Below are 21,664 nucleotides of genomic sequence, written 5' to 3'. Positions count from 1 at the left end.
GATAGTGCCATGACCTTCCCTCTGCATCGCCACATTGTCCTGCAACACTGGCGCCTGTCGCGCAACATCGCACTGGCCACGGGCCTGGTGCGCAGCATCTTCACCCGCGGCGTAGGTGGCACCATCCTGTCCATCCGCCGCCGTGTGCAGCCCCTGGCGGATACCGCGCTGACTGGACCGGCCACGGTCCACACCCGCAGCGGAAGGCTGCTGCTGTTCATTGATGCCGCCACCCCTACCCCCAGCCGTGACTCGGGTTCGGTACGCGCACTGGCACTGCTGCGGCTCTGCCGCGAATTGGGCTGGTCAGTGGCGTTCATGCCAGACAACAACCAGCTGACAAGCGAGTCGGCGGCGCTACTGGGAACACTCGGCGTCGAATTGATCGGCACGCCCGGCCAAGCTCGCCTGGATCGCTGGCTGCAGCACAACGGCAATCAGGTGAACGCTGTTTTCCTGTGCCGGCATCATGTTGCTCGTCGCCATCTGCAACTGGTGCGTGCCTTCACTGCGGCACCGATCATCTTCGACACGGTCGACCTGCACCACGTGCGCCTGCAACGCGCCGCCGAGCTTCAGAACGACCAGGCATTGCTGCGCATCGCCGAGCAGGCACGGACCGAAGAGTTCGCCTTGATCGCTGCCAGCGATGCCACCACCGTGGTCAGCCACGCCGAGCTGGACTACCTGCGCGCCAATGGCGTGGACACACCCGTATCCGTGCTTTCCAACGTGCATGACGTAGCCGTTGCCGAGCGCAATTTCGCCGACACTTCCGGTCTGTTGTTTGTTGGCGGCTACCAGCATCACCCAAACCAGGAAGCCATTGCCTGGTTGTTGACCGACATCATGCCACTGCTAAGGCAGCAGCTGCCGGGCGTGGTATTGCACCTGGTCGGCGAGATCCCAGCACAGGAGGCGCAACGCCTGCGCGCCGATGACGTGGTCGTGCACGGCCATGTGCCCGAAGTCGAACCCTACCTGCAACACAGCCGCATCAACCTTGCACCGTTGCGCAGTGGTGCCGGGGTCAAGGGCAAGATCAACCAAGCCATGAGCCACGGCCTGCCAGTAGTGGCTACCGGCATTGCCGCCGAAGGCATGTTCCTGCGCCACGATGACAATGCCTTGATTGCCGACAGCGCCGAAGACTACGCCGCACAGGTGGTACGGCTTTACCAGGACGCCACGCTGTGGCAACGCCTGTCTGCCAATGGCTACCGCAACATCGAAGACCACTTTTCATCAGCATTGGCGCGCGAAACGCTGCAGGCGCTGCTACCCGCAGACTGACGATTGGCGGTCCGCACCGCCAATCGCCCCATCCTCACGACTCAGCGCCGGAACGGCACGCCGGTCTTTTCTTTCAGTTCGTCATCACTGACACCCGGCGCGGCTTCCACCAATACCAGGCCACCAGCGCTCACATCGAAGATCGCCAGGTCGGTGATGATGCGGTCGACCACACCTACGCCCGTCAGCGGCAGGGTGCACTCCGGCAGGATCTTGTGCTCGCCATTCTTGGCGGTGTGCTCCATCAGCACCACAACGCGCTGCACGCCGGCGACAAGATCCATCGCGCCGCCCATGCCCTTGACCATCTTGCCCGGCACCATCCAGTTGGCCAGGTCGCCTTTATCAGTGACCTGCATCGCGCCAAGGATGGCCAGGTTGATGTGCCCGCCGCGGATCATCGCGAACGAGTCATGGCTGCCGAAGTAGCTGGCACCCGCGCGTGCGGTGACGGTCTGCTTGCCGGCGTTGATCAGGTCGGCATCGACCTCCGCTTCGGTCGGGAACGGGCCGATGCCGAGCAGGCCGTTCTCGGACTGCAGCCACACGTCCACGCCGTCGGGGATGTGATTGGCCACCAGGGTCGGCAGGCCGATACCCAGGTTCACGTAGGCACCATCGGTCAGCTCGCGCGCGGCGCGCTGTGCCATTTCGTCACGGGTCCAGGCCATCTCAGTTCCCCTCCTGACGCACGGTGCGCTGTTCGATGCGCTTCTCCGGCGTTGCGTTCAATACGATGCGATCAACGTAGATGCCCGGCAGGTGCACCTGGTCCGGGTCGATGGCGCCCACCGCCACGATCTCTTCCACTTCGACCACGCAGACTTTGCCAGCCATGGCGCAGGCCGGATTGAAGTTGCGCGCGGTCTTGCGGAACAGCAGGTTGCCGGCTTCATCGGCCTTCCACGCCTTGACCAGCGAGACGTCAGCCTTGAGCGCGGTTTCCAGCACATAGTGCTTGCCGTCGATCTCGCGGGTCTCCTTGCCTTCGGCAACGATGGTGCCGTAGCCGGTAGCGGTGAAGAACGCCGGGATTCCCGCACCACCGGCGCGCAGGCGCTCGGCCAGGGTGCCTTGCGGGTTGAATTCCAGCTCCAGCTCGCCGGCCAGGTACTGACGCTCGAACTCCTTGTTCTCGCCCACATAGGACGAAATCATCTTCTTGATCTGGCGGGTTTCCAGCAGCTGGCCCAGGCCGAAGCCATCGACACCGGCATTATTGGAGATAGCGGTCAGGCCCTTGACCCCGCTGTCGCGCAGCGCGGCAATCAGTGCCTCGGGAATGCCACACAGGCCAAAACCACCTACGGCAAGGGTTTGCCCATCGGCCACGATGCCGGCCAGGGCCTCGGCGGCGCTGGCAAAAACCTTGCCACGCTGCCGGGTCGGGGAGAGATCGCTCATCGCATCACGCTCACAGTGCTGAAGATGTCCATATTCTAGCCATACCGCAAGGGCAACCCCCCTTGGACCTTCGGCCAGCACGTTTTGCGCACCTTGGGACTTCCATCCAGCGTGCAGACAGCCTGCGGACGCGTAGCCGACTAAACTAGGTGATCTTTCACCCAGCAGGATGCATGCATGCCCCTCCCCGCGTTCAAGGCCTACGACATCCGCGGTCGCGTGCCTGAAGAGCTCAATGAAGACATGGCACGCAAGATCGGCAAGGCCCTGGCTGCCGAGCTCGGCGCTGGCCCGGTGGTGCTCGGCCATGACGTGCGCCTGACCAGCCCTGCGCTGCAGGACGCGCTGGCTGCCGGCTTGCGCGGTGAAGGCAGGGAGGTCATCGATATCGGCTTGTGCGGCACCGAGGAGGTTTACTTCCAGACCGGCCATCTGCAGGCCGCCGGCGGGGTGATGGTCACCGCCAGCCACAACCCGATGGACTACAACGGCATGAAGCTGGTGCGCGAACAGGCGCGCCCGATCAGCTCGGACACCGGTCTGTTCACCATTTCAGATGCGGTGGCCGCCGATGTGTCGCCGCCGCAGCCCGCACGTGCGGAGCAGAGCGCCCAGCATGACAAGACAGCGTACATCCAGCACCTGCTCAGCTACATCGATGTCGGCCAGCTCAGGCCCCTGAAGCTGGTGGTCAACGCCGGCAACGGCGGCGCCGGTGCCATTGTCGACCTGCTCGCACCACATCTGCCGCTGGAGTTCGTGCGTATCTGCCACGAACCCGATGGCAGTTTCCCCAACGGCATCCCCAATCCACTGTTGCCGGAAAACCGCGAAGCCACCGCCAACGCCGTCCGCGAGCATGGTGCCGACTTCGGCATCGCCTGGGATGGTGACTTCGACCGCTGCTTCTTCTTCGACCATAACGGCCGCTTCATCGAGGGCTACTATCTGGTTGGGCTATTGGCCCAGGCCATCCTTGCCCGCAATCCCGGCGGCAAGGTCATCCACGACCCACGCCTGACCTGGAACACGGTCGAAATGGTGGAAGCTGCTGGCGGCGTGCCGGTCCTGTGCAAAAGCGGCCATGCCTTCATCAAGGAAAAGATGCGCTCCGAGAACGCCATTTACGGCGGCGAGATGAGTGCACACCACTACTTCCGTGAGTTCGCTTATGCAGATTCGGGAATGATCCCGTGGTTGTTGATTGCCGCGCAGGTCTCCAGCAGCGGCTTGTCGCTGGCCGAGCTGGTCGAAGACCGCATGGCGCGCTTCCCGTGCAGCGGCGAGATCAACTTCAAGGTTGCCGACGCCAAGGCTGCCGTTGCCCGGGTCATGGCACACTTCGCCGCGCAAGCACCTGCACTGGATCACACCGATGGTATCAGCGCCGACTTTGCCAGCTGGCGCTTCAATCTGCGTAGTTCCAACACCGAGCCGCTGCTGCGGTTGAACGTTGAAACCAGAGGTGATGCCGCATTGCTAGCTGAGCGCACCGCCGAAATCTCCACCTTGATCACCGCCTGAGAACCTTCATGAGCCAGATCCTGCCCGTCATCCTTTCCGGTGGTTCCGGCACGCGCCTGTGGCCGCTGTCGCGCGAAGCCTATCCCAAGCAATTCCTGCAGCTGGCCGGCGAGCACAGCATGCTGCAGTCCACCTGGTTGCGGGTGGCCGATGTCGCCACACAGGCACCGCTGGTGGTGGCCAACGAAGCACACCGCTTTGTCGCCGCCGAGCAGCTGCAGCAGGTAGGGAGCACGTCATCGGCCATTCTGCTGGAACCGGTTGGCCGCAATACCGCTCCAGCTATTGCTGCAGCGGCATTGGAGGCCTGCCGCGACGGCGCCGACCCATTGCTGCTGGTACTGCCCTCGGATCATTTGATCCGTGATGTGGCGCATTTCCACCGCGCGATCCTGGACGCTGCCGATATTGCCGAGCAGGGAAAGCTTGTGACCTTCGGCATCCAACCGACCGCACCGGAAACCGGCTACGGCTACATCAAGGCCGTCGCCGGTGAAGGCGCGCGCGCCATCGAGCGTTTCGTCGAGAAGCCCGACCTGGCAACCGCACAGGACTATGTGGCCTCCGGCGAGTACTACTGGAACAGTGGCATGTTCCTGTTCCGCGCTTCGCGCTACCTGCAGGAGCTGGAGCGCCTGCAGCCGCAGATCCTCGCTGCCTGCCGCACGTCGTGGCAGAAGGCACGCCGTGATGCCGACTTCATCCGTCTGGATGCAGACGCATTCAAGGCCAGTCCGTCAGACTCCATCGACTATGCGGTGATGGAAAAGACCGCTGATGCGGCGGTGGTCCCGCTGGACGCTGGCTGGAGCGATGTCGGCTCCTGGACCGCATTGCGCGATGTCTCCGAGCAGGACGCAAACGGCAACGCGCATCGCGGCGACGTGATTGCCATCGACTGCCATGACACCTTCGCGTATGGCGAGCGCCTGATCGCAATGGTCGGACTGGACGATGTGATCGTCGTCGAGACCGACGATGCAGTACTGGTTGGCAAGTCCGACCGCATGCAGGAAGTGAAGGACGTGGTCGCGCGCCTGAAGGCTGACGGCCGCAGCGAGGCGACCTGGCACCGCAAGGTCTATCGCCCGTGGGGCGCCTATGATTCCATCGATCACGGCGAACGTTTCCAGGTCAAGCGCATCACCGTCAAACCGGGCGGCACCTTGAGCCTGCAGATGCACCACCACCGCGCCGAGCACTGGATCGTGGTGAGCGGAACTGCTGAAGTCACGCGCGGCGATGAGGTACTGTTGCTGGCGGAAAACCAGAGCACCTATATCCCGCTGGGCGTCACCCATCGCCTGCGCAACCCCGGCAAACTGCCGTTGGAGTTGATCGAGGTGCAGTCGGGCAGCTATCTGGGTGAGGACGACATCGTGCGCTTCGAGGATACCTACGGGCGCACCTGATGCTGCCAACAGGCTGCAAGCGAAAACCCCGGGGAAGCCCGGGGTTTTTTTATCTTGTCGGCGCCCTTGCATCCATGCAGGAGAGCGCGCATCAGGCGTTCGCAATCTCGCCAATCACCTGTCGCAAACCCTCCTGCCAAGCCGGCAGGTCGATACCGAAGTCCCGCTGCAGCCTGCGGCTGTCCAGCACCGACCATGCAGGCCGCTTCGCCGGTGTCGGATACTCCGCACTGGAGATCGCCTGCACGGCGGGCGCCTTGGCCAGCAACCCCGCAGACACGGCCTCGGCGAAGATCGCTTCGGCGAAACCATGCCAGCTGGTCTGCCCGGAGGCGGTCAGATGCCAGGTCCCGGACAACTGACCTGGATGCTGCAGCGTCAGTGCGGTGACATCAGCGATCAGCGCTGCCGACGTTGGCGTGCCCATCTGGTCTGCCACCACCCGCAGTTCGTCACGACCGGCACCCACGCGCAGCATGGTGCGCAGGAAGTTGCTGCCGTGCGATGCATATACCCATGCGGTGCGGAAGATCAGATGGCGACCACCTGCGGCGCGCACCGCATCTTCGCCATCGCGCTTGCTGGCGCCATAGACGCCCAACGGCGCGGCTGCATCCTCCTCGACGTAAGGTGCCTTGCCCTGACCGTTGAATACGTAATCAGTGGAGTAATGCACCATCGGCACACCATTGGCCGCACACCATCGAGCGATGATTCCCGGTGCTTGCGCATTGGCCCGGAACGCGGCCTCCGGCTCCTGCTCCGCCCTGTCCACCGCGGTGTAGGCCGCCGCGTTGATCACCACCGAAGGCTGCAGTCGATCCAGCAATGCAGGCAGACTATCGGGTGCATCGAAATCCGCAAGCTCACAGGAACTGCCATCGGCCAGTTTGCCGCTGCGCGTGGCGGCGACAATCGGACCGAGAGGAGCTAACGCGCGCAACAACTCCCGCCCCAGCTGCCCGGTCCCGCCAAAAACCAGCAAGCTCACGGCAGGTAAACCGGCAGGTGGTCTTCCGGCACATCCTTCAGGAACGGCGCGCGCTCATCCTTGGCGGACAAGGTCGGGCCGCTGATCGGCCAATCCACGCCGATGTCAGCATCGTTCCAACGGATCCCTGCGTCGAACTCCTTCAGATAAACCTCGGTGCACATATAGCTGAACACCGCGCGCTCGGACAGCACCGCAAAGCCATGCGCGAAGCCTTCCGGAATCCACAATTGCCGCTTGTTCTCGGCGCTCAGAACAACCGCCTCCCACTTGCCGAAGGTCGGCGAGCCACGGCGGATATCCACCGCCACATCATAGACCTCGCCTTCCAGGACACTGACCAGCTTGCCCTGTGGACGCGGCCACTGGTAATGCAGACCGCGCAGCACACCCTCGTTGGAAGCAGACACATTGCTCTGCACGAACCTGCCAGGCAAACCCCGCGCCTGGAAACGCTCGGCATTCCAGGTTTCAAAGAAAAAGCCTCGTTCATCACCAAACACAACCGGCTCGATCACGACACAGCCGGGTATGCCGGTCTCAATTACTTTCACGGAACAATTCCTCGTTGGACCAACTTCTGCAGATACTGGCCGTAGCCATTCTTGGCCAGGGGCGCGGCCAATGCCAGGAGCTGCTCGGCGGTTATCCACCCCTGGCCAAACGCGATTTCCTCTGGGCAGCAGACCTGCAGGCCCTGTCGGGTCTGGATGGTCTCGATGAAGTTCGATGCCTCCAGAAGCGACTTGTGTGTGCCCGTATCCAGCCAGGCGTAACCTCGGCCAAGCGGTTCCAACTGCAGCGTACCCTCATCCAGGTAACGCTGGTTGAGATCGGTGATCTCCAGTTCACCGCGCGAGGATGGCTTCAATTCGGCGGCATAGTCACTGGCATTGCCGTCATAGAAGTACAGGCCGGTCACCGCGTAGTTGGAACGCGGCTCGGCGGGCTTCTCCACCAAACCGATGACATTGCCATCCTTGTTGAACTCGGCCACACCGTAGCGCTCTGGATCATTCACCCAATAGCCGAAAACCGTCGCCCCTGCAGCACGTGCATCCGCGCGCCGCAACACCTCGCTCAGGCCCGTACCGTGGAAAATATTGTCGCCAAGCACCAGGCAGCTGGGCTTGCCACCGACGAAATCGCGGCCAATCAAATACGCCTGCGCCAAGCCATCAGGGCTCGGCTGCACCGCGTACTGGATGTGCATTCCCCACTGCGAACCATCACCCAACAGCTGCTGGAACAGCATTTGCTCGTGCGGCGTATTGATGATCAATACCTCGCGGATCCCGGCCAGCATCAACACGCTGAGCGAGTAATAGATCATTGGCTTGTCGTAGACCGGCAGCAGCTGCTTGCTGACGCCCTTGGTGATCGGGTAAAGCCGCGTACCGGAGCCGCCGGCCAGAATGATGCCTTTTCGTTGCGTCATGGATGCTTCCTTGTTGGCCCGCACATCCGTGCGGGCACTTGATCGTCGATATCAGGCGTCGGTACCGATGCGCTGCAGGCGATAGCTGCCGTCCAGCACACCATTCACCCATTGCTGGTTATCCAGGTACCAGTCCACGGTGAAGCCGATGCCCTGCTCGAAGCTGTGCTTCGGCTCCCACCCAAGTTCGTCCTTGAGCTTGGATGCATCGATTGCATAACGCCGATCATGGCCAGGGCGATCGGTGACATAAGTGATCTGTTCAGTGCGCGACCTGCCATCCGCGCGCGGTCGGCGCGCATCCAGCAAGGCGCAGATCGCCTGCACCACTTCAATGTTCTGCTTCTCGGAATTGCCACCGACGTTATAGGTCTGGCCAACCCTGCCCTTGGCCAACACGGTGCGGATCGCTTCGCAATGATCAGCAACGAACAGCCAGTCACGCACCTGCTTGCCATCGCCGTAGACCGGCAGTGACTCCCCGGCCAGCGCCTTGGCGATGATCAGCGGGATGAGCTTCTCCGGGAAGTGGTATGGGCCGTAGTTGTTCGAGCAATTGGTGGTCAGTACCGGCAGGCCATAGGTGTGGTGGAAAGCGCGCACCAGATGGTCGGAAGCCGCCTTGGAAGCCGAGTACGGGGAATTCGGCGCATACGGCGTGGTCTCGGTGAACCTGCCCGTCTCGCCCAGCGTGCCGTAGACCTCATCGGTGGAGACGTGCAGCAAGCGGAACGCATCGGCCTTGTCGGCCGGCAATGTCTTCCAGTAGTCACGGACCGCCTCGAGCAAGCCAAGCGTTCCAACCACATTGGTCTGGATGAACGCACCCGGGCCGTCGATCGAACGATCCACATGGCTCTCCGCAGCGAAGTTCAGGACCGCATCCGGGCGATGCTCGGCCAACAGGCTTGCCACCAGCCCACGGTCACCGATATCGCCATGCACGAACAGGTGATCCGGGTTGCCTTCCAGGCTGTCCAGCGTCTTCAGGTTGCCGGCATAGGTCAACGCATCCAGGTTGATGATGCGGATACCCTTCGCCACCGCTTCCAAGACGAAATTGCCGCCGATAAAGCCGGCGCCGCCGGTCACAAGCCAAGTGGTCACGCGATGACTCTCCCATTAAGTACGTCTGCTGGGGCAAACAATCCGAACAAGGATATAACGCACCCTGTTGTCTGACCTGCACCATTGACAACGGAAGCCAATGATCCACAATTTGTCCGGACATTTGAAATTGACCGGCAGCCGACCATACGCGTTCGCACGGACCTACCAACCCGGCTAGAATCGAGAAAAATTGTCCCCGGCCCCCGCCGGCCCCATCAGCAACCGAAGGACCCCGCAGCACATGAAAATCCTCGTCGCGTACAAGCGCGTGGTGGACTACAACGTCCGCATTCAAGTCAAGCCGGATGGTTCCGGCGTGGTCACCGATGGCGTCAAGCTCTCGCCCAACCCGTTCGATGAAATCGCCCTGGAAGAAGCCCTGCGCCTGCGCGACAAGGGCATCGCCACGGAAGTGGTCGTGGCCACCATCGCCCCGGCCGACGCCCAGGCACACCTGCGCAACGGCCTGGCCATGGGCGCCAACCGCGCCATCCACGTGGTCAGCGACCAGGCCATCCAGCCGCTGACGGCTGCCCGCACCCTGCTCAAGCTGGTGGAGAAGGAGCAGCCGGATCTGGTCATCCTCGGCAAGCAGGCGATCGACGACGACGCCAACCAGACCGGTCAGATGCTGGCCACGTTGTGGGCACGCCCGCAGGCCACCTTCGCATCCAAGGTCGAGATCGCTGATGGCAAGGCCACGGTCACCCGTGAAGTCGACGCCGGCCTGGAAACACTGGAAGTCGATCTGCCGGCCGTGATCACCACCGACCTGCGCCTGAACGAGCCGCGCTTCATCAAGCTGCCGGACATCATGAAGGCCAAGGCCAAGCCGCTGGAGACCCTGCAGCTGGCCGATCTCGGCGTTGAAGCCGCTGACACGTTCAAGACCACCCAGTACGCCGCGCCGTCCAAGCGCAGCAAGGGCGTGATGGTGAAGGACGCTGCCGAACTGGTAGCCGCACTCAAGCAGAAGGGGTTGCTGTAATGGCCAAGATTCTCGTCATCGCCGAACACCTGGACGGCAAGCTCAACAGCGCCGTGGCCAAGACCGTGTCGGCAGCAACCGCAGTGGGCGGCGACATCCACGTGCTGGTGCTGGCCGCCGACCCGGCCGCCATCGCTGCCGAAGCCGCGCAGATCGCCGGCGTCAGCAAGGTGCTGACCATCGCCAACCCGGCCAATGAACATGCGCTGGCACAGGTACAGGCGCCGCAGATCGCCAAGGCCGCTGCCGGCTACAGCCATGTATTTGGTCCGTCGACCACCACCGGCAAGGATGTGATGCCGGCCGTGGCCGCCCTGCTCGGCGTCAACCAGGTCTCGGATCTGATGTCGGTCGAAGGCGCCCATACCTTCAAGCGCCCGATCTACGCAGGCAACGCCATCATCACCGTCGAAGTGCCGGCTGATCAGGTCGTCGTCGCCACCGTGCGCGCCGCCTCCTGGCTGGAAGCTGCCAAGGGCAACAACGCCCCGGTCGAAGCGATCAACGTTGATGCCGCGCTGCCGGGCCACACCCGTTTCATTGGCCTGGCTGCCGGCAAGAGCGACCGTCCGGACCTGCAGAGCGCCAAGCGCGTGGTCTCCGGTGGCCGTGGCGTCGGTTCGGAAGAGAACTTCAAGGTGATCTACGCGCTGGCCGACAAGCTCGGCGCCGGCGTCGGTGCCTCGCGCGCCGCCGTGGACGCAGGCTATGTGCCCAGCGACATGCAGGTCGGCCAGACCGGCAAGATCATCGCCCCGGAGCTGTATATCGCCGTGGGCATCTCAGGCGCCATCCAGCACCTGACCGGCATCAAGGACGCCGGTACCATCGTCGCCATCAACAAGGACGGCGATGCGCCGATCTTCGAGATTGCCGATATTGGCCTGGTGGGCGACCTATTCACTTTACTGCCTGAATTGGAAGCAGCGCTGTAACCCGAAATTAGATGACTTTGCACCGAGGCGGCCTCTTACGAGGCCGCTTTCTTTTTGCCCGATACACAACCTATGCAACAACCGCATTACAACCGACAGCGTAGAATTGGGATTCGTCTGTAATCCCGATTCCGGCTGCAGCTGATTCACGGTTTTTCAAGGAGTTACTCGCAACATGACGCGTCGCAAGAAGGTAATGGTGGTGTTTGGCACTCGCCCGGAAGCCATCAAGATGGCACCGTTGGTCTCAGCGTTGAAGCAACACCCCATTCTGGAGACCATCGTCGCGGTGACCGCGCAGCATCGGCAGATGCTCGACCAGGTGCTGGATCTGTTCGAGATCACTCCAGATGAAGACCTCAACGTAATGCAACCAGGGCAAACCCTCTCGGAACTGACCTCGCGCATCGTGCAGGGCATGGAGCAGGTAATCGCCAAGCACGCACCGGACATCGTGCTGGTGCATGGCGACACCACCACCACCTTTGCCACTTCCTTGGCCGCGTTCTACCAGCGCACCGCCATCGGCCACGTCGAGGCAGGCCTGCGCACCGGCAACCTCTATTCGCCATGGCCTGAAGAAGCCAACCGCAAGCTCACCGGCGTACTGGCCAGCCTGCACTTTGCGCCTACCGAGCAATCGGCGCAGAACCTACGCAATGAGAATGTGCAGGAAGCCCACATCCACATCACCGGCAACACCGTGATCGATGCATTGCTGATGGTGGTTGAGAAAATCAAGCGGACGCCCACCTTGGAAAGTGAGCTCGCCGCACGCTTCCCTTTCCTCGACCCCAGTAAGCGTTTGATCCTGGTTACAGGGCATCGGCGGGAGAATTTTGGTGAGGGTTTCGAGCAGATCTGCCACGCACTCAAGTCGATCGCTCAACGTGGCGACACCCAGGTCGTCTACCCCGTGCACCTGAATCCCAATGTTCAGGAGCCGGTGCGCCGCATCCTCGCCGACCAAGCAAACGTGCACCTGATCGATCCACTGGATTATCTGCCGTTTGTCTATTTGATGAGCCGTTCCTACCTGATCATCACTGACTCCGGCGGCGTCCAAGAAGAAGCCCCTTCCCTTGGCAAACCAGTGTTGGTCATGCGTGATACCACAGAACGGCCGGAGGCAGTTGCGGCGGGCACTGTGAAATTGGTCGGCACTGCGACGACCAGCATCATTGAACAGACCAACCGTCTACTCAACGACCCGGTGGCTTACGCCGAGATGGCCTTCGCAAACAACCCATATGGAGACGGTAGTGCTGCCGCCCGTATCTCGGCCGTGTTGGCCGAAGATCGCGGCAACAGCGCTGAAAAGTAGATGAGCACCAGGAAGCAAATCGATCTCGTCATCGGGACCCGGCCGAACATCATCAAGGCTGCGCCGCTCTATAGTGCGTTGGCAGCAAGCGACTGGGCAAAACCCAGGTTGGTATTCCTGCAACAGCATACCGATCCGGCGCTATCGACGCAGACGATGGAAGACGTTGGCATCGATATCACCCAAGTAACCAAGATTCCCTTGCAAGGCCAGGACTACGGGGAACGGCTGGGCTGCATGGTTTCCCGCTACGCAGCACTGCTGCGCAATGGAAAACCCGAGCTAGTCACCGTATTCGGCGATGTCGACACCACCTTGGGCGCTGCCATGGCGGCCAAACGCGAACAATGTCCGCTGGCTCATGTCGAGGCCGGGCTACGCAGCCATGACCGCCGCATGCCAGAGGAACTGAATCGGTTAATGGTAGATTCGATTTCAGACGTGCTTTTCACTACCACCGCCGAGGCACGCGACACCCTGCTCGCTGAAGGCCACGATCCGACGACGGTTCATTTCGTCGGCAACTTGATGATCGACTCTTTGTGCAAGACCGTGGACCCAACTCTGGCCGCTGCGCTCTGTGGCAACCTCGGGCTTCGACCTAAAAATTTCATTCTTGCAACTTTCCACCGTCCATCCAATGTGGATAGTCGTACCGGTCTGCAAGCGCTGGTCGAGATGCTCGTCCAGATAACTCAACGCTTACCGGTGGTATGGCCGCTGCACCCCAGAACCCGGGCAGCGCTGGAAAGAGAACAGATGCTTGCAGCACTGCATATCCCTGGACTGCATCTAATCGCCCCGCTGCGCTATCGCGAATTCGTCTGCCTGCAGAGTGCGGCGCGGGTAGTAGTCAGCGACAGCGGCGGTATGCAGGAAGAATGCGCAGTGCTGGGCATTCCCTGCCTGACTGTCCGCGACAGCACCGAACGTCCTGATACGCTTGGCCATGGCAACGAGCTGGTAACGCCCGAAACAGCAGCACTGCGGCTGGACTCCCAGCTTGCCAGCCGCCACACAACACCGACATCGATTGAGTTGTGGGACGGCAAAGCAGCCGCCCGTCTAGCCGCGCATATGCAATAACACTGCAAGTCGCAGGTCAATATCGCCAATCCAACGCCAGCCCCATCAACTCCAGCAGGGCCGGCTGGGTTGAAAGGTGCCGTACATCCGATCATATCTGATGGCGAATGTACGGGACCGTGTCACCACGCATCACCAGATGAAAGTGACCATTCCCTTCGAATCAGGCGAAGCCAGGGCTACTTTCAGTTCGGGACCAGCAGGTGAAATCGCATATCGAACCTTGCCCGACTCACCGACAGCGACGAACTTCATGCCATCCGCTTGAACCTTGAAGCCGGCTTCGACAAATGCTTTCTCGAGCGCTTCCGCTACCGCGGCCTCATTAACCTCTTTGTACTCAACGCGCAGGGTGTGGGTAACAACGCCTTCCGCCGTAGCCTCCGAATTGGAGCGCACATCATGCGGGAAGTTCAACGGCACCTGACCTGCAACCTTTACTCCGTTGTAATTCTGCGCAGGCGCCGCAGCAGCATCCTTGGCAGTTTCAGAGGCTGGTGCCGGCTCTGCAGGTGCGGCATCCGTAGCCGGACCCTTGTCGCAAGCAGTCAAAGCAACCAATACCGCCGCACCCAGAAAAGCACTACGAATCTTCATATAAACTCCATAATAGATATTAAGATAAAACAGCAAACTAGTTTAAATCGAGCTGCGCCCGGATCGAATCATAATACGACGGCACATAATGGAATGGAGCCAGACCCCACCGATGCGCTGGATCAGACACCCGCGAATCCGCCGGAGCTTGCAACACAGCCGCCTCCGGCAACAAGTCACTCAACAACTCATACCGCCAAACCAACCCATCGTTCATTCGCGCATAAAAATCTTTCTTTTCAAAATCCAGCAACTGCCCATTGTCTACGAATGATGTAGCCCAAAAAGCCTTGTGGATAAAAATCCGCTTTCCAGTTTGACGAAGTTTTCCGGCAAAGGCAACCAAGGCCTGGCGGTCCACCTCATCCCTGCTCAAGAACGAGATTTTCTGCGCCCCATCAGGCAATCGTTGCAACAGGCCAGCCTTCACAAAGGATGCAGACTCCGTCAGGTATCCGCCGGCAACCTCGATGATGCTGAATCGCTCATCGATCAAATCGACAATCACCTCAGCGGCGGAACTCTCGCTCAGAACGCTGAAGCAGTTCTTCTCGATATCGCCGCGGATCATCCGTTGCTCGAATGGGCTAATGGACGAGAAACCGACATCTTCAGAATCAAGGGCAAACTCTATCTGTCCTGACACGGCACTGGCAATGGTGGATCGCGCTACATAACCATCCACGAGATTACTGTGCTGACCGAAGCCAAACACATCCCGTGTCACACAACTGCCGAAAATAGAAAAGTTCCTTGCCATATGGACCACCAATATAGAGCTGGATTATTTTTTTGAAATCAACTTCCCGATACGATCACCAAGCCACAACAAGGTTGTCCTATCATAATGCCGTGGATCTTCAACCACCGCATCGCCTAGGAACTCGTCACCGATTGAAACGAGCTGAAGACCAGGATTCGCAGCGGCCAATTCTCGCCACACCGAATTCAGGAAATGGAATCTCTCACAAGTCACACCGTCTTCAACTCGTTCCGACGAGAACTTATCGGGAGGTAGGATAACGATCAACCTCGCCCCGGCCGAAGATGCCTGTGCGAAAAGATTGGCCGCAGCGACGCGGTAGTCTGCATCGCTCGGCGCAATATCCCAGTGGCGCAGATCGTAATCGTTGAAAGCACCGTATACAAGCACCCCGGGGATCTCGCCTTCAAGGCCCGAGCTCAGAGAATCCTGCAACCGATAAACGCGCGGCCAGTTGTCGAACGAAACACCCGGAATGCCCATGTAGTGGCAGATTGCGCCAGACTGGCAATTGGCCATGACCCGAACCAGGATCTCGGCGCTTTCGGATGACTCGCCACTCCCCACTGCGTCCCTGAATTCCTGGGAATCAGAAGAAACAAACTTGATCCAAGCGGGAGCTTCTGTAGATACCGGCCACGTGGTGACGCCTTCGAAGTACTTGGCAAGCGAAGCAGCAACCGCCACCTCGACCCCCATATTCATGGTCCGGCAGGAGAACAGGAAATGCCGCAACTTGTTGCGGCCTTCGATCGAGACAAAGCCGACCAGCCCGTAGTATCCGTACTTGTCCCAAACGAACACTCCGTAAGTCTCATTATTACGGACATCGAGAAGGTACTCCGCAATACTGCCTTCCTCGACTCGAGACTTGGTGAAATTGAGTTGATTCGTGCGATTTATCAACTCTTCAATTCTTGAAGCATAGGCAAGATTATCAGTTCGGCGCACCAAACTCACACGGATGCCGCAGGACGCGAGAAACTCCTCATTGCCCGCCCCTGCGCTATTGCGATCAGCGCGCTTCTTCTCGAGGATCCGATATTCCTGGACCCTCGACTTGCTGACAGCGGAGAGCTTTTCCTCCAAAGCTTCAAGAAAAACATCCACCGCGGGGCCTCTGGCGTCCATCGTCCGGATTCCCGGATTCTCAAACTCAACTTCTTTGAGATTCAGATCATTGTCGTCGATGAATACAACATCTGGCGCGCGCAACTGCATGTCATTGATTATGCCTGCGACAAGACGGCCTTTCGGCAGGAACTCAATCTCCGGGAAAACAAACTCATCCCAAAGGCCCATTGAGACCAGCTTGGACTTTGCGGTTTCGAAATCGTTTTTTGAACAGATGGAGTTGACTACACCTTTAGAATTCAACGAGCGAATCAACTCAGCTCGTCGCCCATAAAGAACAACATCATCACCTTCGGCCAAAGTACCAGACCACAAAGTGTCATCCAGATCCCAGATCAGCAGTTTCGCCATATTATTTACTCTTCTACCATTATGAGAGAAATCAAATCACCCAACTGCCGTGTCGTTTGAGCGCTTCCGTTTGTGCGGAGTCATTCTCTCGGAATTCATCATACAAAGTGGTATCCCCCTCCCCGGCCATCAAGATCGGCTGCAGCCAATTGGCAGGCCGGGCCACCGAAATCATTGGAACGGAACCGGCTTTTGCGAGAATCGCCATCCACACATCCGCCATCCCCGTCGATTCAAATTGGTTCAACTGCGGCCGAATCGTGGCGGAGTGGAATGCGACGGTGCCCGTCCCCAACAAATTGACGCGAACGTCCTTGTGCAGGACATGCTTAAAGCTATAGACGGTTCTATCCGGACTGAAGTATTTGACAAAGGGCTGAGCCAAGGTAACCCCATGCACGCCTACGACCGCCTTGCGGTCATATCGCTCAACCGCGCGCACCAACACCTCACAGTAATCAGGTGGGTATGCAATGTCGTCGTCAACCGTCAAATAGTAACCTTCCGGCGAGTTCGCCATGTGGAAGATCTTTCCGTTGTCCCGCAGATCCTTGCCGCCTGTCTTGACAACGATCCGCTCGTCCTTCAAAAACTGCGGAACGGAATCAAAGCCGTTCAGATAGATATACAACCTATCAACCTGCGGAAGGATCGATGCAACAGCGAGCTTGAGCTTTTCAAGCCTGGGCGGGAAGCTGGCCATGAAAGCTATTATTGGTTGTGCTTCGAATCGATCCTCATCGACTCGCAACTTGCCGGCAACAGCAAACGGCCGATTTACATTCGGGAATGGCACGTAAGGAGCCCGGCCACTGGAACTGACCATTTTGTGCCAAAGAGAATATGCCTCTACATACCCTGCACGGGCATCGGAAAGAAATGCCGAGGCGGTCGTCGCAGCAAGATTATTCGCATTCCCCGCCATGGTGGTAAGCGAATTCTCACGCAGCTTGGCGATATAAAGGGGTTCCGCTACGTTGACGACAGATCGCCTACCGTAAACCAGCTTAACCCGCTGCATCATTTCATCATCTGCAGAAGTTCTGACGCTATCGAAGTAGCCAATCTCATCAAACACTTTACGCTTCAGCATCAGGGTTATCAGGCCAATTCTCTGCTCCAAGCCCCGATTCAGAACGATCTCGCCACTTTCGTTCTTGCGGATGTAATTACATGTGGTACCTACGACCCCGGGGCCGCAGATATGACCAAGCTGCTTCTCGATACGCGTGGCATCGACAACATCGTCACTATCCATGAAGGTCACCACGTCGCCCCGTGACGCGACGATACCGGTGTTCTTTGCCCAGTAAGTGCCCCTATTGTGCGGCGACTCGATAATCCGGATCCGCTTATCTTTAGCGGCCATCTGCCAAAGCTTGGCAAGAGTGCGATCACTACTCGCATCATCGACAATAACGAGCTCAAGCTTCCGATAGGTTTGGTCAAGGATTGATTGGACTGCGTCAACCACCGTCGTCTCGGCGTTATAGGTAGTCATCACAATCGAAACCATTGGCTCGGCAGCGAGTTCGATCGACCCGGCGACAAGAATATCAATCGGGCGCTCCATTCTTGCGCGCGGAGATACTTCGACCTCAGCCTTCTTGGCTACCGGCAGCGCCTCTGGTTGCGCTGCTGCGGGTTGCAGAACAACCGGCTCCGCTTCAGGCACCAGCGCAGATACTTCATCTGCTGGCGCCCACGTCAACATAGGCACGGCGTCCGGATCCTGCTTTCGACGCAGGACCAGCGACTTTATATTTGTCAACGTCTTGAATATTCGCCCATTCAACAGCGCCTCATGGCGCTGATTCAAATGGGAAATCCGCGAGTTGATCTGCTCCAGATCCAAGTGGATATTCGTACGCAGCGTTTCGAGATCAGCATTGCCGAGGCGGCGCTCAGATGAGAGTTCTGCCCTGGATTCTTCCACCATGGATTTCCGTTGCTCCAGCAGCGCTGCCTGAAGCTCGGTCTTTCTGAACGCCCGTTCTTTATCAAGCTCAAGCCGGAGATCCTTTTCGCGCTGAATGCGCTCCTGGTCGATTTCCGCTCGCATCGCTGCCATCAGCCTCTCGCGCTCTTGAGATATCGCAGAGCTAACCTCCTTCGATCTGCTCTCGCGTTCTACCTGTAGTTCGTTCTGCAGTGCCAGGATTACCTGCTGGTGTTGTCGAGCTACCGCTTCATGAACTGCATGTGCTGCAGCTTCACGCTCATCCTCAAGAGCCGCGTGGGTTTCACTTATGCGAAGCTCGCGCTCGGTCGATACCGCCGAACGCAGGTCACCCGAGGTCACCTCCCTCTCGGCAACGAGCGCTGCCCGGACCTCTTCCATCAGGAGCTCATGTTCAGCCCTGACTGCGCTGCGAATCTCTTCCGACGTGGCCCCGCGCTCCTCATGCAGAGCAACCACCATCTCGCTCTGTCTGAGCCCGCGCTCTTCGATGATCGCAGCTTGCAGTGCATCAGCTTGCAATCTCCGCTCGTTGAGAACGGAGACGCTGGCATCCCTCAAGTGACGCTCGGTCCCGGCTGCTATCGCAGCATCCAGCTCCTGGACTCTCGCCTCACGCTCTTGGCGCAGTGCGCTCTGGAGCTCCTGAATCGCCAATTCCCTTTCACGAAGAATCGCAGCCTGGATTTCCTGGGCGCGTAGAGCACGGTCGGCCAACTCCGCCTCCTGCAGTTCCTTCGCGCGAAGTTCGCGTTCCTTGAGGACGGCGCTCTGTACCTCCTGGATACGAGCCGTACGCTCGGCGGATACTGATTCCTCAATCTCCTGCGCCACGACTTTTCGCTCATCCAGAACTGCTTGTTGCAGCTCCTGAACTCGCAGTCTGCGCTCTTCCAGAACATCATGCCTGACATCCTGAATGCGCAACTCACGCTCTTCGAGAATAGCCGCCGCAAGCCGTTGATCTACAAGCTTTCGCTCTTCAGCCAGCGCGACCTGAACTTCCTTAGCCCTGAGTTCGCGCTCTTCCCGGATAGCCGCCCGCAGTTCCTCGGCACGACTGCCACGTTCGCTCGATATCTCCGCTTGCAAATCGCGTGCGCTTGAATCGCGATCGGTAACCAACTCGGAGCGGATCGAAGACATTCCAGCATGAATATCTTCCCGGACCTTCTGAAGATCATCCGCAGCCTTGATGAAACGGCTTTCCAACTCAGGGCGCAGGCCAGCAATATCATCCCTGACATCGGTCAACTGCTGGGAATGCTTTATTACCGTTTTGCGGGTTTCCCGGTGCTCCAGGAAAAGCTGCTTCTGCGCCGCCTCGGATATAACAGCGTTGCGGATTCCGACCAAAATCTCAGCACTTAAACCCGCGTAGCGCTCGGCGGGCGCATAAAAATAAGTGGCGGTAGCGCCAAACACCGCAATCGGAAGATAGCGCGAAGCATTCAAAATCGAGTCAACCGCTGCGAATTCTGCGGCGGTTCCCGCCTCTACAACTATGTAAGGGCGATCCTTCTCGATCAATGCCTTCGCACCTTTCAGGACCCCAACCTCCATCCCTTCGACATCGATTTTGAGCAATCGAATCGGCGCCGGGAAATCCTGATCGTCAAGACATACAACTTCAAACGCCCCCGATTGGGCATCCAACTTCAGTGCCATCGCACCAAGGTTTCCTGCATTCTCCGAAAGCACTCCCGCCCTGCCCTTGCTCTCCCCAACCGCAAACGGCTTAACGTGCACTAACGACGCAATTGTGTTGTGCAGCACATTGGCACGCAGATAAAGCAACGCAGCCGGATTAGGCTCGAAACTGAATACCTTGCACCCTTTGACCAGAGCAAAAAAAACAGTGTGATTACCAACGTTCGCGCCAACATCGACCACGAGATCACCGGGCGCCAGCATTTCGCCAACGGCACCCAGAAGATCTGACTCATAGAAGTCGTCAGTCAACGCTACCTGCTTTGCAATGTAGTCCTGATCACTGGGAAAGGACAACTGAACAGGTATTCCGTTCCGCGTAAAAGAATGTGTAAGCATTGCCATCTCCGTCCGGCGCTAAACGTTTACAGCCTGTAGGTATTCTTGGCCGAAGGAAGAACACCCTTCACGTCAAAAACAACGCCACCAGTCTTGAGCAACGAATTCACATCAAATTCCGCCGAGACACCTACAAACTGCTTGTGCGCTACCGCGAGAATAACTGCATCATATGCACCCGCTTCAGGGGCAGAACAAAGCTCGATTCCGTATTCATGCCTTGCCTCGGCCGCATCGACCCAAGGGTCGTACACGTCGACAGTTGCGTTGGTGTCATCCAGCTCTTTGAGCACATCGACGACCTTGGTATTTCGAACATCCGGGCAGTTTTCTTTGAAGGCCAGGCCCAACACAAGAATGCGCGACCCAACGATATTCAACTTTGAGCTTGCCATCGCGCGGAGCACACGATTTGCCACGTGCGGCCCCATATCATCGTTGATACGCCGGGCTGCCAGAATCAGCTCGGGATTGTAGCCAAGCATCGCGGCTTTGTGGGCCAGATAATACGGATCAACGCCGATGCAATGCCCGCCAACCAGGCCTGGCACGAATTTCATGAAATTCCATTTAGTCCCGGCTGCAGCGAGCACTTCCTGTGTGTCGATGCCAATTCTGTGAAAAATGAGAGCCAACTCATTCATCAGCGCGATGTTGACATCGCGCTGGGTATTTTCGATTACCTTCGCGGCCTCCGCGACGCGGATTGAACTTGCCTTGTAGGTTCCAGCAGTAATTACCGCTGCATACAGTTGATCAATGAACTCGGCGACCTCGGGCGTTGAACCAGACGTCACCTTCATGATCTTGGTAACGGTTCGCTCCTTATCACCGGGATTGATCCGCTCTGGCGAATAGCCGCAGAAGAAATCGCGATTGAACGTCAACCCAGATGCCTGCTCAAGTACCGGAACGCAAACTTCCTCGGTAACACCCGGATAGACCGTGGACTCATAGATGACAATATCGCCTTTCTTCAATACCGAGCCGATCGCTGCACTCGACTTCAACAAAGGATCGAAGTCTGGCCTACGGGCTGAATCGATGGGCGTTGGGACTGTAACAATGAAGACATTGCAATCCGCGATATCCTCAAGCTTGTCTGCGTAAACAAGTTTATCCGCCTCAGCCAGAAGCGCAGAATCGACTTCCAAGGTACGGTCGTTGCCCAGGCGCAACTCCGAGACACGCTCAGAATTTATGTCAAAGCCGGTGACCGCGATCTTTCGACCAAACGCCACCGCCAGCGGCAACCCAACGTAACCAAGTCCAACAACAGCCAAGCGCGTCGAAGCAATATCCATT

General features: G+C 58.9%; 18 protein-coding genes. 7 read left to right on the top strand and 11 right to left on the bottom strand.

What is annotated here, in order from left to right; all coding sequences use genetic code 11:
• The first annotated feature begins 9 nt into the window (after positions 1-9).
• On the top strand, positions 10-1,293 hold the full coding sequence (locus tag QMX78_RS04245; protein WP_282266871.1) for a glycosyltransferase: 1,284 nt from the start codon (positions 10-12) through the stop codon (positions 1,291-1,293).
• Between the two features lie 41 nt (positions 1,294-1,334).
• On the opposite strand, the gene QMX78_RS04240 is transcribed toward QMX78_RS04245, so the two are convergent.
• A complete protein-coding gene (locus tag QMX78_RS04240) occupies positions 1,335-1,964 on the bottom strand; it encodes a CoA transferase subunit B (protein WP_282266869.1) in 630 nt (209 codons plus the stop codon).
• 1 nt (position 1,965) lies between these two features.
• Entirely contained in the window at positions 1,966-2,697 is a 732-nt protein-coding gene (locus QMX78_RS04235; RefSeq protein ID WP_282266866.1) for a CoA transferase subunit A, read from the bottom strand.
• Positions 2,698-2,874: 177 nt separating this feature from the next.
• Between QMX78_RS04235 and QMX78_RS04230 the strand changes: the two genes are divergently transcribed.
• Positions 2,875-4,221, top strand: a complete 1,347-nt coding sequence (locus QMX78_RS04230; protein WP_282266864.1) for a phosphomannomutase — start codon at positions 2,875-2,877, stop codon at positions 4,219-4,221.
• Positions 4,222-4,229: 8 nt separating this feature from the next.
• On the top strand, positions 4,230-5,633 hold the full coding sequence (locus QMX78_RS04225; protein WP_282266862.1) for a mannose-1-phosphate guanylyltransferase/mannose-6-phosphate isomerase: 1,404 nt from the start codon (positions 4,230-4,232) through the stop codon (positions 5,631-5,633).
• A 91-nt stretch (positions 5,634-5,724) separates the two neighbouring features.
• Here QMX78_RS04225 and rfbD read toward each other — a convergent pair whose 3' ends face one another.
• Genes rfbD through rfbB form a run of 4 tightly spaced genes read right to left on the bottom strand, consistent with a single transcriptional unit; the run spans position 5,725 to position 9,169 of the window.
• Positions 5,725-6,624, bottom strand: a complete 900-nt coding sequence (gene rfbD / locus QMX78_RS04220) for a dTDP-4-dehydrorhamnose reductase (protein ID WP_282266860.1) — start codon at positions 6,622-6,624, stop codon at positions 5,725-5,727.
• Positions 6,621-7,178, bottom strand: coding sequence for a dTDP-4-dehydrorhamnose 3,5-epimerase (gene rfbC, locus QMX78_RS04215; RefSeq protein WP_282266858.1), 558 nt, complete (start codon positions 7,176-7,178; stop codon positions 6,621-6,623). Before rfbC ends, rfbD begins: the two co-directional genes overlap by 4 nt.
• Positions 7,175-8,062 carry a glucose-1-phosphate thymidylyltransferase RfbA gene (gene rfbA / locus QMX78_RS04210; RefSeq protein ID WP_282266856.1) on the bottom strand — a complete coding sequence of 296 codons (888 nt, stop codon included), beginning with the start codon at positions 8,060-8,062 and terminating at the stop codon, positions 7,175-7,177. Before rfbA ends, rfbC begins: the two co-directional genes overlap by 4 nt.
• A gap of 51 nt (positions 8,063-8,113) precedes the next feature.
• Positions 8,114-9,169: a dTDP-glucose 4,6-dehydratase gene (rfbB, locus tag QMX78_RS04205; RefSeq protein ID WP_282266854.1), complete on the bottom strand. Its 1,056-nt coding sequence runs from the start codon at positions 9,167-9,169 to the stop codon at positions 8,114-8,116.
• 244 nt (positions 9,170-9,413) lie between these two features.
• Here rfbB and QMX78_RS04200 point away from each other — a divergent pair, with 244 nt between their 5' ends.
• The 4 genes from QMX78_RS04200 (at position 9,414) to wecB (QMX78_RS04185) (ending at position 13,505) form a co-directional block, all read left to right on the top strand.
• Entirely contained in the window at positions 9,414-10,160 is a 747-nt protein-coding gene (locus QMX78_RS04200) for an electron transfer flavoprotein subunit beta/FixA family protein (RefSeq protein WP_282266852.1), read from the top strand.
• Positions 10,160-11,095 (top strand): FAD-binding protein, encoded by a 936-nt coding sequence (locus QMX78_RS04195; RefSeq protein WP_282266851.1) that lies wholly within the window; start codon positions 10,160-10,162, stop codon positions 11,093-11,095. Before QMX78_RS04200 ends, QMX78_RS04195 begins: the two co-directional genes overlap by 1 nt.
• 175 nt (positions 11,096-11,270) lie before the next feature.
• The gene (gene wecB / locus QMX78_RS04190; protein ID WP_282266850.1) at positions 11,271-12,419 is read left to right on the top strand and encodes a UDP-N-acetylglucosamine 2-epimerase (non-hydrolyzing); all 1,149 of its coding nucleotides are present in this window, start codon (positions 11,271-11,273) and stop codon (positions 12,417-12,419) included.
• Positions 12,420-13,505 carry a UDP-N-acetylglucosamine 2-epimerase (non-hydrolyzing) gene (wecB, locus tag QMX78_RS04185; RefSeq protein WP_282266849.1) on the top strand — a complete coding sequence of 362 codons (1,086 nt, stop codon included), beginning with the start codon at positions 12,420-12,422 and terminating at the stop codon, positions 13,503-13,505.
• A 132-nt stretch (positions 13,506-13,637) separates the two neighbouring features.
• Here wecB (QMX78_RS04185) and QMX78_RS04180 read toward each other — a convergent pair whose 3' ends face one another.
• The 5 genes from QMX78_RS04180 to QMX78_RS04160 all read right to left on the bottom strand — a co-directional run bounded on the left by QMX78_RS04180 (position 13,638) and on the right by QMX78_RS04160 (position 21,663).
• Positions 13,638-14,102 (bottom strand): hypothetical protein, encoded by a 465-nt coding sequence (locus QMX78_RS04180; protein WP_282266847.1) that lies wholly within the window; start codon positions 14,100-14,102, stop codon positions 13,638-13,640.
• A 37-nt stretch (positions 14,103-14,139) separates the two neighbouring features.
• Complete coding sequence (locus QMX78_RS04175) at positions 14,140-14,862, bottom strand: DUF6270 domain-containing protein (protein WP_282266845.1); 723 nt, start codon at positions 14,860-14,862, stop codon at positions 14,140-14,142.
• A 24-nt stretch (positions 14,863-14,886) separates the two neighbouring features.
• A complete protein-coding gene (locus QMX78_RS04170; protein WP_282266843.1) occupies positions 14,887-16,350 on the bottom strand; it encodes a hypothetical protein in 1,464 nt (487 codons plus the stop codon).
• A 31-nt stretch (positions 16,351-16,381) separates the two neighbouring features.
• Entirely contained in the window at positions 16,382-20,272 is a 3,891-nt protein-coding gene (locus QMX78_RS04165) for an FkbM family methyltransferase (RefSeq protein WP_282266841.1), read from the bottom strand.
• A 113-nt stretch (positions 20,273-20,385) separates the two neighbouring features.
• Positions 20,386-21,663 carry a nucleotide sugar dehydrogenase gene (locus tag QMX78_RS04160; RefSeq protein WP_282266839.1) on the bottom strand — a complete coding sequence of 426 codons (1,278 nt, stop codon included), beginning with the start codon at positions 21,661-21,663 and terminating at the stop codon, positions 20,386-20,388.
• Position 21,664: the final 1 nt, after the last annotated feature.

This window comes from Stenotrophomonas sp. PS02298, assembly GCF_029959445.1.
In the GTDB taxonomy this organism is placed as follows: Bacteria; Pseudomonadota; Gammaproteobacteria; order Xanthomonadales; family Xanthomonadaceae; genus Stenotrophomonas.
This window is presented reverse-complemented; position numbering and strand designations above follow the sequence as displayed.